Raw genomic sequence first — 14,262 nt, 5'->3', positions numbered from 1 at the left:
CACTACAGCATTGCCTCACCACCACCACCTAAATTAATATCGCCCGCGTCAGCCATACGACGGCAAATCGCCAAAATTTCTTTTTGTGCCGTTTCCACTTCGCTCACTTTCACAGGGCCTTTTGCCTCTAGGTCATCGCGCATAAGTTCAGCTGCACGCTTAGACATATTGCCAAAAACTTTCTCTTGTAAATCGTCATCTGCGCCTTTGAGTGCCGTAATTAACAACTCAGAAGAGACCTCCCGTAAAATAGCTTGTATACCGCGATCATCCACCTCTTTAAGATTATCAAAGACAAACATAAGATCAGAAATTTGTGTACCCAAATCTTCGTCCACCTCTTTGATCGAGTCGAGCAATTCGTTGGCAATGGTGCTATCGAGGTTGTTAACAATTTCAGCGGCGGTCTTAAACCCGCCAATATCTTTAGTTTGCGAGCCGGCGCTACCTGAAAATTGCTTCTCAAGAATATCGTTTAGTTCTTGCAAGGCACTTGGCTGCACAGTATCGAGCGAAGCCACACGCAGCATCACATCTAAGCGCACTTTTTCTGAAAAATAAGCGAGCACTTCGGCCGATTGATCGGCATCTAAATACGCCAAAACAATGGCTTGAATTTGCGGGTGTTCATTGCGAATAATATCGGCAATAGAGCGTGCCTCCATCCATTTGAGAGTGTCTAAGCCGGTCGTATTGCCGCCCATTAAAATGCGATCGATTAAACCGTTTGCTTTATCAGCCCCGAGGGCAGTGACTAGCATATTTTTAATATAATTATCGGCCCCCATGCCTAAGCCTGTTTGGGTGCGCACCTCATCCATAAAATTAGCAATAACCACTTCCACTTCATACTGTTGCACATTTTTGAGTTGGCTCATGGCAGTACCCAAGCGCTGCACTTCTTTAGGGCCCATGTGCTTTAAGACTTCTGCTGCCGAGCCTTCACCTAAAGACATTAACAAAATAGCCGCTTGATCGAGCCTAGGTAAATCTACTTTTTTGGGCTCATCACCACCTTGCGCGGGAGGGTTGGGGGGCATGCTATGTTCCTCATTTCGTACATCCAAAAGGGACGACTAAGGGTTAACGCACACAGTATTTACTGCGTGCTTATTCTTCGTTGATCCAGCGCTTTATCACTTGTGCAACGCGCCCAGGATCTTCGGCCACTAGACCTTTGACGGCGTTTAATTGCTGCTCGTAACTTTCTTCTGGGCTAGGCAGTGCCATCGCGTCGCCCCCTGTTAGAGTGACTGTTTCATCACTTAACGAGTCAAACGAATCCACACCGGCAGCCTGTAAAGCAGCGAGTTCTTTAGCTTCATCGTCGGCACGGGCTTTAAGGCCCGCTGTGGCTAAGCTTTTTAAGACCGGTCGCAATAAGCCAACAATTAATAAACCGATTACAATAACGCCTGCTAGCTGCTTCGCTAACGCTTTAAACCATGCTGTTTGATACCAAGGAATGCTGTAATCCAAAGTATCCCTCGTGCTGATGAATGATTCATTTAAGATATTCACGCTATCGCCGCGTGCCGCCGAAAAACCCACTGCATCGCGAACCAAAATAGCTACGCGCTCAAGCTCAGGTTCGGTCCAGCGCGTACGTACCACTTCACCGGTTTCGGGGTTTGGAATCATTTTGTCGTCAATGACCACCGCTATCGATAAGCGTCGCATACGACCCTTTTCGTGTTTGGTATAACTCACCGTACGATCGAGTTCGTAGTTGCGAACGGCTTGCTTGCGTGAGTTAGAGGGACCTTCGACTTGGCCCCCACCACCGGCCTGGGGGTTAGCCTCTTCGGGGGCGTCGCCACCGTTGGGGGGCTGATTTGTTAAGGCACCAGGAATACCAATAGCCCCACCGTTACCCTTGCGTAGCTCCTCAACTGTTTGCTCACTGCGAATGGCTGGCAAGTCTGGGTTAAATGACTCTTCGGCTTGCTCGAGTTCTGTGAAATCTAAATCCGCAGATACTTCGGTTTTAAACCGCTCCTCACCAATGATAGGCGTTAATAACCGCCGCACTCGTAAAATAATATCGTTTTCAACTTTTTTGGTGTATTCCAAATGCTGGGCCGCTGCGACCAGTTTTTCATCTTCTACCCCGATCGATAACAAATTACCCTTTTGATCAATAATGGTGACATTTTCAAGTTTTAACTCTGGAATGCTCGAGGCAATGAGATTGGCGATACCTTTCACTTGGCGCGATTCAATATTGCGGCCAGGAAACAAATCTAAAAATACCGAGGCCGAGGGCTCTCGCCCGTCGCGCACAAATACCGAGGCCTTAGGAATTGCCAAGTGTACGCGTGCGCCGCGCACCGAATTAATACTGGTAATCGTCCGCGACAACTCACCTTCCAAACTGCGTTTGTAGCGCGCCGTTTCCATAAATTGGCTTGTGCCTAGCGGCTGCTCTTGATCTAATAATTCAAAGCCAACCGACTGATTGCCCGGAATACCTCGCTCGGCCAATTTAAGGCGTGCTTGATGTATTTTATCGCTGGCAACTAATAAGGCACCCGTTTTAGGATCGACTTTATAGGGAATATCATTGAAGTCTAAAACCTCTCCCACTTCGCTACTATCTAAACGATCCAGACTGCCATACAAAGGCTTATACTCTTCACCTTGAGTCCATAAAACAACGGCAAAACCAATCGCCACACTCGCGGCAATACCCACCATCAAACCGGCTTGGCGCACAAGATTAAGGTTATTAAAGCCCTCGATTAAATCGCTTTTGGCCCCATTCGATTTGACTTTAATCGCATCAGGGTTTGACTCTACAGGCATATCTGCGGCGGCCATACACTACACTCCACCTTAAATTGGCATATTCATAACGTCTTTATAAGCTTCAACTAACTTATTGCGGACTTGAGTGGCAGCTTGAAAGGCGACGCTCGATTTTTGCGACGCCACCATGACCTGAGAAATATCAATCCCAGGGTCGCCCTTAATATAGCCTTGTGCCATTTTAGAGGAGGCCTGCTGCACATCGTTAACTTTGTTAATGGCCTGCCCCATCACGTCACTAAAATCAACGCGATTTTTGTCAGCTACCGGCTGCACGCCACCAGAGCGTATCGACTCTATGCCTTCAATGCCGCCGCTAAAAGCTTGCGTTTGCGATTTGATCGAGCGCATTTCAGTCAATAAACGGTTAATGTCAACGCGGTCTGTCATGCCGATACCCTGAGATTTATTTAAAATAGCCAATACAGATAATGAGTAATACCGCCAATATTGCCTAGGCACCTGCGCCTGGGCGGCACCGCAACTCGGCGCATCCGGCGCTGGCAACAACGACTACCCGCACAATAAATACGCGTTTTGCGCTGCCAATGCTTTGGCGGTTTACGCTCTATAGGGGAATTTGCACAAAGTAGGCCAGAAAAAGTCCGTCATACACTCGCCAACAAAAAAAGTGTCGCACCATCGGCAAGCCTAGCTCGCGAGTGCTTCGCTAGCGAGCGCAGATGCATAAACAAGAAGGCAATGAGTGAGTACTCAAAACCAAAAAGCCGCAGCGCCTAATGAGACGCCGCGGCTTTAAAGCCTTAACAAATCGGCATGTCAATATTTCTATGCCGGTGAAAAAGTGCTTTTAAGGGCTGACAAGGCCCGCTCTCAATATCCAGAGCACGTCAACGCATATTAACCAAAATACCGCTGCTGCAATTTACCCCATACACGCGTTAGGCTACCTTCGACAGCCGCAGCAGCCGACATGCCGAGTTTTTCGGGCAGGCTTTTCTTTTGTTCAAAATCGACTTCAAACACATCAGCTTCTTGCGCTAACGCATATAAGTATTCATCCGATGTGCTGATTTCGTCAATTAATTGCTGCTCTAATGCACGGCGACCAAACCAAATTTCACCTGTGGCAACAGCATCTATATCCACTTGCTCACGATGCGCGCTCACAAACTCTTTAAAAAGTACATGGGTATCTTCTAAGTCTTCCATAAACTTTTGACGCCCCTCTTCAGTGTTTTCACCTAACATGGTTAAAGTGCGCTTGTACTTACCCGCTGTGAGCGTCTCGTAATCGACATCATATTTTTTAAGCACTTTATGAAAGTTAGGTATTTGCGCCACCACACCAATCGACCCTAAAATAGCAAATGGCGCAGCGAGTATTTTATCGGCCACACAGGCCATCATATAACCGCCACTGGCTGCTACTTTATCGACACATACCGTGAGCGGAATCTCTTTTTGGGTTATGCGGGCAAGCTGGCTAGACGCCAACCCATAGCTATGCACCATGCCTCCGCCACTTTCTAATTTCACCACAACCTCATCATTAGGCTCGGCAATAGTGAGAACCGCAGTCACTGTTTCGCGTAGCTCCTCAGCAGCAGAGGCTTTAATATCACCATCAAAGTCTAATACAAAAACGCGTTTTTTACGCTCCTCAACAGCCGTGGCATCATTTTTATTTTTCGCTTTTTTACTGGCAGCCTTCTCGTTTTTTTGCTTTTGCTTAGCTTCTTTTTTGTGCTCTTTTTCTAACGCACTTAAATCCGCTTCGCTCAACACCGCTTCGCGCAATACGCCACGCATTGCCTCAAAGCGCTCATTCAGACGCGTCACACTGATAGTGCCTTTTTTACCTTCTTGATTTTTCATACCCAGTGATGTGATCAGCGCAACTACAACCCCTACCGCTGCAACCAAGGTAATAGTTTTTACCAAAAATAAACCGTATTCAAACAAAAATTCCAAGTGTTAACTCCTAAGTGTTTATCGTTATTGATATCGTTAATCATTTTTTTGTGTTGCGCAATATTGTGTAATTAGCGTATGGGCAATAGACCCTGATGGCGGGATTTGCGGTAGATCATCACAATCAAACCATGCGGCATCTTCTATCTCAACACCGTCAACGCAAATATCACCGCCCGCATATTGAGCCCAAAAGCCCAACATTAACTGTGAGGGAAACGGCCAGTTTTGACTGGCTTGATACTCCAATTGGGACACCTGCAAGCCCACTTCCTCTTGTACTTCACGCATCACAGTGTGCTCAACACTTTCGCCGACCTCAACAAAACCGGCTAAGCAGCTATACCAGTTAGAGCGACTGCGAGCATGCTTGGCTAGCAATATTTGGCGCCCGCGCGTCACCAACACAATCATACAAGGTGATATTCGCGGATACACTAAATGCTGGCAACGCATGCACTCTAAGGCCAACTCTTTATGGTGGCGCTGCTGTTTAGCGCCACAGCGCCCACAAAATTGATGCTGCTGCCACCAATGTGCAAGCTGACTGGCGCGCGATAATAAAGCAAAAGTCGCTTCATCAGTTTCACTTAGCAATTGCCGTAAGCTGACCGTCGCTGCCGTGCCAGTACACTCGTTATTGCGCTCGTTGCTCGATGTATCGGCTGCAATGGCCAGCCACCAATCCTGACCGCGAGCCAAGCCAACAGGCAAAAAAACAGCCGCATTGAGCGGCTGTTGGCTGTGCAAGTAGCTACCATTTTGGGCAAGGATTATTTGACCATTGCACAGGTGTAGCCATACTTTAGGGGTGCTCATGTAGAGTCAACTCATTTAGCGTTTAAAGACGCATTGATACGATTTTTCACTATTGAGCAAACGAATAAATCTCACCTGATAAGGTGCTGATGGATGGCTTGAGCTGCCCAATCAATAATGCATGAGCGCCCAATTTTTGCATTGCTCAATAGTGATAGTGGCTTATTTTTTAGAATTATACTCGGTTGCAAAACCTAACGCAGCCATACTGTCTTCGGCTAGTTTTAAAATAGCGGTGTCGGGCTTTGCGTTATGCGCGGCAGTATCAATAAAATACTCAATACTAATAATGGCATCGGCAAAGGTTTCGAGTAGCTCCTTTAATGCGGCCGGCAAATCAGGCTGCATTAAAACATTATCTACAAACTGCTCGCAACACACCAAAGCTTCGGCCGCACGCTCGTACGCTAAAATCACCATACCGCCGCGTACACCCGCCAATATTTTTGCAATATTGCGAATGTGTCCAGAGTCGTAATCCGAGTCAGAGTAAGAATTCAACGCCCGCTTCGTTAAGCTAAGGCCCGCTTCACACTCTTTCAGTACAAGTCGGGTCGCCTGTGCTAATTCACTCATCGCAACGATTTCACGCTGCGCGACTTCGCTAGCCTCATTGAGGCGGTCACCAGGCAACTTAGCAAACTCTAAACTAATTGTGGCACTTTCAATAAACAGTAAAGTTTTCGCGGCTTCATCCAAATCGCCTTCTTTCATCTCACCATCGTTATCAGCCCAGGTGCGCACACGAGCAATTTCATCTTTTAATATTGCAGCAGGCCCTTTTAGTCCCACAATTGCTAAAATCTCAGCGACTTTTGTCAATGTTTCAGCCAAGCCATCAACATCATCAACCTTGTACGCTCCTTGTGAAGCTGTTTCGAGTACTTTTTTAGTATTGTTGATTTCATCACGCAAGACTTTAACTAATGATGACACCGTACTGGCGCTTGGGCCTTGCAAAGCTTGCCGCTCTTCACCTAGCTCTTCATCGGTATAGCCCAAGTTTGGAATGGCGTAAATAGCACGCAGCTTTTTAAAAATATCACTTTGAATGCCCGATAACATTAACAAGTATAAAAGCTCTTTTACCAGGCCTTTAGGTGGCATGGCTTGATAAGCAATACTGCCGCTTTGTTGAACCTGACGAATAACACGATCCAAGCGACTAAAGAGCATTTTGCGCGACTCTAATAGCTCCATGTTTTGCTTAACCACCGCTACAATCGCCAAGTTCCCTAGCCACCACAATAACGTTAAAGGTTTATCACTTCCGCCTAAACGCTGCAAGCGAATCAATGCCCGACGCATCAAACCCAGTGCGGGTCCAGATTGACCATTTTTAAGAACCCCAATCAACCCCATTTGGTACATTTGACGTAGGCGCGTCAGCAAAGGTTTAAATTCGGCTTCACTCACCACAATGGGCTCAACGGGTGGAATCACCGGTGCGCTACGAAAAGTTACTTGAAAAAAGTGACTTTCAGGCAGGACAGCCTCTTTGCGTAGCTTACGCAACTCATTAATTTGCGGAATAAGCAAGACCGGCAAGCGCTTTTGTGCACGCTGCACATATTCAACATAGGCTGCCATAACAAAAAAACTTGCGCTAATTTGCTCAAGTTTTTTCATCGGCGCAGAAGCGGCATCACCCACTTTAATAGTGACTGTTGTAAGGTAAAGCTCTTCTGCCATTAAACTTGCACCTCTAAGCTCTAGCAGCCTAAAAATGCCTAGAATTTGTTTAATACCCTTAATGCAAGCCTCAAGGGGCTTGGGGTCATCTTTGTCGGTCACATAGGATTCGAGATCCCGGCCGGCTTGCTCGATTGTAGCAAGCAGCTCTTCGCGCACCATAGACAAGGACTGTACATTTACTGAGTCCGCCGTATTCACTCTGTATTCCTGTTTGCTGATTATCTGCATATAGCGTTTATATTTATGGTTGTCCGCTTCAGTAATGTCAAAGCGACACTGCAAAAATCGAAGATCCAAGGCTTTATTGGCACCTAAAGGCACGCATTAACGCCCAATGACACCCCTCGTCAGCGCAAAGGCCCAGCCTGCGCAATCCCTTTAGTTTTACAGCTGCTACAGCTCAAGTTATTCATGTGTACCTTTAAAGCTACTACAGGCAAAAATACTGCACGCGAGTGTATCAAAAGGATTCCGTTCCGCACAGTGGCATAGTCCAAATAGGACACAAAGTGCCGATTAGTTGTAAAATTGTTTGATATTTAAACCGCGCACCACTCATCACTTCCCCTCCTTTGCCTACAAAACAAACAATAGAAATAAATATTAAAAATAGGCTTGACGCGTAATATATCGCTGCTACAATGCGCGCCTACTTAGCCAGAGTGGTGAAATTGGTAGACACAGGGGATTCAAAATCCCCCGCTAGCGATAGTGTGCCGGTTCGAGTCCGGCCTCTGGTACCAAATACTAAACCCTTGTTTTATAAGGCATTTTTGCCAAAATAAAACAAGGGTTTTTTATTGCTCACTCACTAATTTGAAGACAATAAACCCGCAAGCGACCAAAAATTGCCCATAGAAAATTCGCACATTTAGTTAACGAATCAAAAGTACCCAAACCACCACCCCTCTAGCGCCTGACAAGACCCTAAGAACAAGCATAGAGCTAAATACTCCAAGCGCGCACCCACGTGACGGACCAGCCAAAAAAACAAGCACGTAAATCATCTATTTCGGACCATAGAGCCACAAACAAATTAATGCAGCTCAAAGAGCACAACACAAGGACTGCCACTCTGAAAAACGGCTTACCGCTAAAGGCTATTAAATCGAGTGCATATCCCTGCCGTCTATACATATATTCCGGCAATCCTGATGAAGCATGGAGTTGGGATATTAGTGATTTATCAATCCCTGTCGTTAGGTAATTTTATTATTTGTGTTGAATGATGAATGTCTTTAGTCGTTACACCGTTGGCGCTGAAGTTTTTAAAGATGAAAGCGGTGATGATGCCGCTGAACTTTACACCGCAGCATTTACAGCGCAACATTTACAATGAAGACCGTATCGACGGACCTATTATTTTACATTCCGATAATAGCGCGCTGATGAAGCGTTCAACCATACAGGCGAAAATGAAAGACTGGGGCGTTACTGGCTCACACAGCCGTCCGCGAACCCTTATTCTGCAGCGCTTTTTAAGGCCGTTAATATTCCGAGGGAAGGTGTTTCTGATACCACAAAAGCACGAGTATGGATAAATACCTTTGCCACTGGGTACACTAGAGCACAAGGGCGCCGCACTCACTTATCTTGTTACACGCTTTTGACAAAGCTGATCTTAATACCCTCATAACACAACCCGCTTGCGTCTTGATAAATTTAGCGCCTAGGATGCCCTCGTTGTTTTTAATATGCGCTATAAAGATATCAGACTAATAACCACAATGACTTAAAACGAGTGCCTGCCCCAGCAAAACGCACGCACGCTTGATAGTACCCTTTTTAATGCGAATTTGGGCCGTATAACTTACACTATCGTCTCTTTTTTCTTTTTGTAATAGAACCCATATCACCGCCATTGCTACATTGTAGCAATTATTGCTAAAAACAGGGTTAAACAGAGTATTTTCAGGACTACAAAAAAACTATGGAAAACACCGAAAACGCCCATAACACGGGGGATTACAGCCCGTGGCGCTTTTGTACCGCTCCAATGATGGAATGGAGCAGGGTTAAATAAAGTTATTTAAAATCAATAACTTAAACAGATAAATAAAACAAAGTAGTAATTTTTAAGTAATTTATTTTGCAAAACACAAGATAAAACTTGATTCCGCGCCATTGGCGCGTTGCGATTTCCTCGAAGACAAGGCATAAGCCCAGTCAATAAATGGGAGAGATCCATGATCACGGCAACTCAACAAGACATCATCAACCAAGCCATTCAAATCCTTGAAGGCACCGCGCTTACAACACTGGAAGCTCTTGCTAGCCGGCCATGCGCCCTAGCCTTTACTCACGAACACTACCAACCGCCAACGCAAGATGAGGTACGCGCACTCATAGCGCTTATGGGCTGGTCGCAAAATGATGTCGCTAAAATGGTCGGCGTAAATTATAACCCTAAAAAAGGCAGCGCCACTGTGCGCCGATGGAAAGCAAAAGAAGGCGATACCCACGCAAGGGCAATCCCCTATGCCGCCTGGCGATTAATGTTGATTTATGCGGGTGTCGTGCAGAAATAAGCTAATAACAGAATGTCATTTAATGCGCTTAAAAGCGAGTGCCTGCCTCAGCAAAGCGCTTTGGCTAAGCCCAAAAAATGACATACGACTTAATGGCGCGTGATGGGATAATGCTGAATACCGTGTTTAAGTGCTTTAATTCTAGGCAAAAAATCACCATATATCTCTGGGTCCGTGTTGAATCTATCAATATTATCCAATATAAAATCAAGCGTGTTATTGGCCAACACTAAAAGCTCTTCATAATAAAAAGAGTGATCTTCCAATTTTTCCTCAAGCAGTTGTATAAAACAACTTGCTACGCCTGGGGTATCTGATGAGTCATAGTTATCCCTTGCAACAAACTCTGGGAAGTAATGATAATAATAATTAAAGAGCTCAGGAGGCATGAATCTCAGTTCATCACAGCGCTCAATAAAAGCGAACCCTGACTCAAAAGCATCCATTATTTCCTCATCTGATTTGTTCCAAAATATCCTTTTTGCATATAAGACATCATCAGAGCGCACCTCCTGGATCAGCCTGTCCCAATCTGCTTCTGTGATTTTTTTCATTATTGGATAACTCATTGTTAGTGCCTAAATCGGTTGATATATTAAAACGAGTGCCTGTCCCAGCAAAACGCGGCTAAGAGGAAAGTGAAATTTTGCTATAATCGCGAAGCGATGGCCAGCTTTGATTTTTACTGCTTAGGCAACTGCTATACCCTTCCGCTATCTAGTTTAGAAAGTAAATCAGACGGAGCTATATATATTAGGGTTTTACCATCTTTTGTTGCTAGCAATAATTTTAGCTCAGCTAACTTTGCTAAGTACGCTCTAGCTGTGTTTGAAGAAACAGCATATGAATGGGAAACCTCTTTAGCATTAAATATTCTGCCGGGTTCCTTAACAGCTTTCTTTATTAAATCTTTTTGAACAAAGTTTAGAGTATTACCCCATATGGTTTTCTCTAATATCTCCGCAATCTTTTGAAATTCATTTGTTTTCTTACCTAAGTATGTTTTCAATTCTTCGAAAGCATGGAGAATAATATCTAACTGAAAATAAATAAAATAAGTTAAATCATTAGCGTCTTTCTCTGTATACATATAAGACACCCCATACTCTTTGGGCTTTTCTTTTAACAACTTACTAATAGACACAAATTTGAAGAGTGTGTATTCGCTTTTAAGCATAAACCAATAAAATAATGCCCTTGCGGTCCTGCCATTTCCATCCCTAAATGGGTGTTCATAGCCCATCATAAAGTGGAGGATAATTGCTTTAATAATTGGATGGACAAAATCACAACCATTCAAGCCAGTATGCTCTTCATTAGCAAAATCACACAACTTTTGAAGCCTTTCATCAATCAAATTAAAGTGAGGGGGTTGATGAGCAATATTCCCATCGCCATCTTCAATATATATACCATCATCTTGTCTAAACGCCCCAGGAATCACATTATTTTCAGTAGTCCCTGCTGTTGCTATCCGATGAAATTCTAAAATAAGATCTAAAGTTAATTTTTCTTTTTTATTTTGTTCCGCAAACCTCAAAAGAAGATAGTTATTTAATATCATCCTCTCATCTTCATCTATGGGCTCCCTTTCATCTTCAAGCATTTTCTTGGCTACTTCGCGGGTAGTTGAGGCCCCTTCAAGTTGGGCACTTGTTATTGCCTCTTCCATCATTAAAGATGAAACTAAAAATTTACTTTGTAAGTTATCACTAGCAGCAGTATCAGATACTGCTCCAACATTACCTCCTGCGACTTTCACTAGTTGATATAATAAAGCTTCCATAGAGTGAGGAATACAGTATACAAAAGGGTCGCCTGCTTCATCTTTAATATCAAGATTCTTGTACTGTGATATTCTTTTGAACTTCACAGTCTTCCAAATATTTTCAGCATCTGCTTTAGGGACTCTCCACTTCAATTGACTCCAGTGTAGATATCTCCCTTCATCATCTGTAGCATCATACTTATCAAGGAAAGGTATTATTGATTGAAAATCTTCAGGGATAGTGAATTTCGGAGCTTTTTCTACCCTAGCCTTAGCCATAACTTACCTTGCTATAATGTGCGTTTTGTTTTTTAGTATGTCACAAACCAATCATAACGCAAGTTTTAAAATCTGCGTTTCAAGATAAGATGTTCTCAAGGACAGGTACACCAAAAACACTTCCGCTATAAAAATATCAGGCTAATAACCAGAATGACTTAAAACGAGTGCCTGTCCCAGCAAAACGAAACACAGGCAAAGGCCCAAGCGCGCTGCCTAAATAACCACCCGCAATAACCCCTTTCCGCATTACCCACCATCACTCCTGCCCAACCCAATAACCCCATGTTATTAGCTTGGGTTCTTTATGCCTTTTATTAAATTAATGGGCTATTAGCGATTGTTTTGGCATGGCGATACAATAGTCGATAAAACTTAGTGTCATTTTCTTTTTGGCATGCCTGTCTAAGTAGGTTTTAGCTTTATTTATAGCTTATGATTAAAGAATTTGAACACTATTTGATTATGATTTTCCCACCCTTCACCACCCGAACCGTGGCCACCTTTCTTTGCGACATATAGAGTAACATCTTGCTTATCTTCAACCATTTTTTTGTGCATTAACTTACTATGAGCTAAGACAACATTGGTATCGTATTCACCATGTAACAGAAGCACAGCCCCCTTAATCTGTCTGGAGGAGTAGTAAGGAGACCTATCTTCTGGAGTTCCGTTTTTCGCACACATACCATAGATGTAATCATCCAGAGCAGCTTGAGGAAGACTTGTCGTTACTCCCCACAATCTAAACTCAGTAATCGGGAAATATGCAGCTGTTGCTTTGATAATATTATCTAAGGCTGCTGCAGATAATACCACCTGACCTCCAAGTGATTGACCCGTTAGAGCTATTTTATCTGGGTCAACTCCTGGCTGTTTAGCAAGCCATCTAGCAGCGCTGATTACATCTTTGGGTTGTTTTAAACCACAATCATCATTACCGCCTGTAGGTTTCCAACCACGTAAAGTAATCGCTAAAGCATTGTAGCCAGCCTCAGCATACTCTCTTGCGACGTAACTATATTCTTCAATAGGGCTGACATTGTAAGGAGCCCAGCCATGAACAATCACAACGCCCGGAGCCTTGTCGCTACCCTTCTTCGCTCGATACAATAATCCGTATATTGTTATATCATCGGAAGGTATATGAACTTCAACTCCGCCTGAGGCATTTTCTCCTGGCTTTCCAGGGTGCTGAGCGAATGCGTCTCCCGAATAAATAAGCGACAAAAGTAACGGTACTAGATAAACATATTTCACGATGATTCCTTTTGTGATGTGAAAGCTAACATTATATTAGACGGAAAAAATCCATATATCTCTGGGCCTCAATCCGTATATCTAAGTTTTCCACTAATCTAGCATGGCTCAAGCCCGCGTGGCAAGCCTGATACAGAGCCGCACCAATCTAGAGCATAGATAGACGGAAAAAATCTATGCCATTTCAAGAAAAATACCGAATCGCCCTAAACTGTATATTTACACAGTTAAAATTAGTGCTCTCAAGGACAGGCACATCAAAAACACTTCCGTTATAAAAATATCAGGCTAATAACCAGAATGACTTAAAACGAGTGCCTGTCCCAGTAAAGAAAGCGCCATTTTCCAATCTAGAGCATAGATAGGCGGAAAAAATCTATGCCATTTCAAGAAAAATACCGAATCGCCCTAAACTGTATACTTACACAGCTAAAATTAGTGCTCTCAAGGACAGGCACATCAAAAACACTTCCGTTATAAAAATATCAGGCTAATAACCAGAATGACTTAAAACGAGTGCCTGTCCCAGCAAAACGCTCCGAATCGCCCATAAACTGTATACTTACACAGTTAAAATTAGTGCTCTCAAGGACAGGTACACCAAAAACACTTCCGTTATAAAAATATCAGGCTAATAACCAGAAATGACTTAAAACGAGCGCCTGTCCCAGTAAAACTGGTCTAAGTAGATTAGGCGAGGCTTTAAGGCCTTGTTAGGCATTTTGCAACCCATCAATTGATAGGTGATGTGATGTAATAGCAAGACCTTTTTTAAGATAGAGTTTATGCGCTTGGTGCCGATGATGCCCTGTATCTAAATGCAAAGCATCACACCCCATTTCTTTTGCATGATTAATAAGCCAATCCATAAGGCCTGCCGCGTACCCATTACCTCTATGCGCTGGCAATGTCGTTAAGTCATCAAGATAAAGCACCTTGCCCCACGCAAGAAATTCAGAAATTCTAAAGCCCGCAGCACTAACCACCACATCATCTTTTTTAATTCCGATAATTTTATAAGAAAATTCGGCTTGGCGAGAAACCTGATTAATAAAATCACTTAAATTGAGATGAGGCCTCAACTCCTTAAAAACATCAAAGCAAAGAGCAATATCCTCTTCACTTTCCATGACAACTATATCCCGATCCATTGATCCATGCCTTGTGATA

Annotated in this window: 12 protein-coding genes and 1 tRNA gene; 3 read left to right on the top strand and 10 right to left on the bottom strand. The window is 43.8% G+C overall.

The genetic code is table 11. From position 1 onward, the window contains the following. Window positions 1-2 precede the first annotated feature (2 nt). The 6 genes from fliG to AC438_RS02710 form a co-directional block, all read right to left on the bottom strand. Window positions 3-1,040 carry a flagellar motor switch protein FliG gene (fliG, locus tag AC438_RS02735; protein ID WP_053979747.1) on the bottom strand — a complete coding sequence of 346 codons (1,038 nt, stop codon included), beginning with the start codon at window positions 1,038-1,040 and terminating at the stop codon, window positions 3-5. Window positions 1,041-1,110: 70 nt separating this feature from the next. Next, entirely contained in the window at window positions 1,111-2,805 is a 1,695-nt protein-coding gene (gene fliF, locus AC438_RS02730) for a flagellar basal-body MS-ring/collar protein FliF (protein ID WP_053979826.1), read from the bottom strand. A gap of 30 nt (window positions 2,806-2,835) precedes the next feature. Beyond that, the gene (fliE, locus tag AC438_RS02725) at window positions 2,836-3,198 is read right to left on the bottom strand and encodes a flagellar hook-basal body complex protein FliE (protein WP_053979825.1); all 363 of its coding nucleotides are present in this window, start codon (window positions 3,196-3,198) and stop codon (window positions 2,836-2,838) included. A gap of 471 nt (window positions 3,199-3,669) precedes the next feature. Then, window positions 3,670-4,743, bottom strand: a complete 1,074-nt coding sequence (sohB, locus tag AC438_RS02720; protein WP_053979746.1) for a protease SohB — start codon at window positions 4,741-4,743, stop codon at window positions 3,670-3,672. Window positions 4,744-4,779: 36 nt separating this feature from the next. Further along, entirely contained in the window at window positions 4,780-5,562 is a 783-nt protein-coding gene (gene nudC, locus AC438_RS02715) for an NAD(+) diphosphatase (protein ID WP_053979745.1), read from the bottom strand. Between the two features lie 162 nt (window positions 5,563-5,724). Continuing rightward, window positions 5,725-7,578, bottom strand: coding sequence for a FimL-related protein (locus AC438_RS02710; protein ID WP_238376302.1), 1,854 nt, complete (start codon window positions 7,576-7,578; stop codon window positions 5,725-5,727). Window positions 7,579-7,913: 335 nt separating this feature from the next. Here AC438_RS02710 and AC438_RS02705 point away from each other — a divergent pair. From AC438_RS02705 to AC438_RS02700, 3 genes are all read left to right on the top strand, one after another. Beyond that, a tRNA-Leu gene (locus AC438_RS02705) sits at window positions 7,914-8,000 on the top strand. Between the two features lie 489 nt (window positions 8,001-8,489). Further along, on the top strand, window positions 8,490-8,798 hold the full coding sequence (locus AC438_RS16735; RefSeq protein ID WP_156316975.1) for a hypothetical protein: 309 nt from the start codon (window positions 8,490-8,492) through the stop codon (window positions 8,796-8,798). A gap of 645 nt (window positions 8,799-9,443) precedes the next feature. Beyond that, on the top strand, window positions 9,444-9,785 hold the full coding sequence (locus AC438_RS02700) for a hypothetical protein (protein WP_053979744.1): 342 nt from the start codon (window positions 9,444-9,446) through the stop codon (window positions 9,783-9,785). Window positions 9,786-9,874: 89 nt separating this feature from the next. On the opposite strand, the gene AC438_RS02695 is transcribed toward AC438_RS02700, so the two are convergent. The 4 genes from AC438_RS02695 to AC438_RS02680 form a co-directional block, all read right to left on the bottom strand. Further along, window positions 9,875-10,354: a hypothetical protein gene (locus tag AC438_RS02695; RefSeq protein WP_053979743.1), complete on the bottom strand. Its 480-nt coding sequence runs from the start codon at window positions 10,352-10,354 to the stop codon at window positions 9,875-9,877. Between the two features lie 131 nt (window positions 10,355-10,485). Further along, window positions 10,486-11,832, bottom strand: a complete 1,347-nt coding sequence (locus tag AC438_RS02690; protein ID WP_053979742.1) for a Fic family protein — start codon at window positions 11,830-11,832, stop codon at window positions 10,486-10,488. Window positions 11,833-12,258: 426 nt separating this feature from the next. Further along, entirely contained in the window at window positions 12,259-13,092 is an 834-nt protein-coding gene (locus tag AC438_RS02685) for an alpha/beta hydrolase family protein (RefSeq protein ID WP_053979741.1), read from the bottom strand. A 713-nt stretch (window positions 13,093-13,805) separates the two neighbouring features. Further along, window positions 13,806-14,262 (bottom strand): GNAT family N-acetyltransferase (locus AC438_RS02680; RefSeq protein ID WP_238376301.1); only part of this gene is annotated, 457 nt, incomplete at its 5' end.

Origin of the sequence: Marinagarivorans algicola (assembly GCF_001292705.1) — a bacterium.
In the GTDB taxonomy this organism is placed as follows: Bacteria; Pseudomonadota; Gammaproteobacteria; order Pseudomonadales; family Cellvibrionaceae; genus Marinagarivorans; species Marinagarivorans algicola.
Note: the sequence above shows the minus strand (reverse complement) of the source record. Positions and strands in the feature narration are given on the sequence as shown.

Bases quoted from the DNA above. Each gene is read 5' to 3' on its own strand.
- AC438_RS16735 (WP_156316975.1), top strand. From the start codon at position 8,490: ATGTCTTTAGTCGTTACACCGTTGGCGCTGAAGTTTTTAAAGATGAAA.
- nudC (WP_053979745.1), bottom strand. From the start codon at position 5,562: ATGAGCACCCCTAAAGTATGGCTACACCTGTGCAATGGTCAAATAATC.
- AC438_RS02695 (WP_053979743.1), bottom strand. From the start codon at position 10,354: ATGAGTTATCCAATAATGAAAAAAATCACAGAAGCAGATTGGGACAGG.
- AC438_RS02700 (WP_053979744.1), top strand. From the start codon at position 9,444: ATGATCACGGCAACTCAACAAGACATCATCAACCAAGCCATTCAAATC.
- fliF (WP_053979826.1), bottom strand. From the start codon at position 2,805: ATGCCTGTAGAGTCAAACCCTGATGCGATTAAAGTCAAATCGAATGGG.
- AC438_RS02690 (WP_053979742.1), bottom strand. From the start codon at position 11,832: ATGGCTAAGGCTAGGGTAGAAAAAGCTCCGAAATTCACTATCCCTGAA.
- fliG (WP_053979747.1), bottom strand. From the start codon at position 1,040: ATGCCCCCCAACCCTCCCGCGCAAGGTGGTGATGAGCCCAAAAAAGTA.
- fliE (WP_053979825.1), bottom strand. From the start codon at position 3,198: ATGACAGACCGCGTTGACATTAACCGTTTATTGACTGAAATGCGCTCG.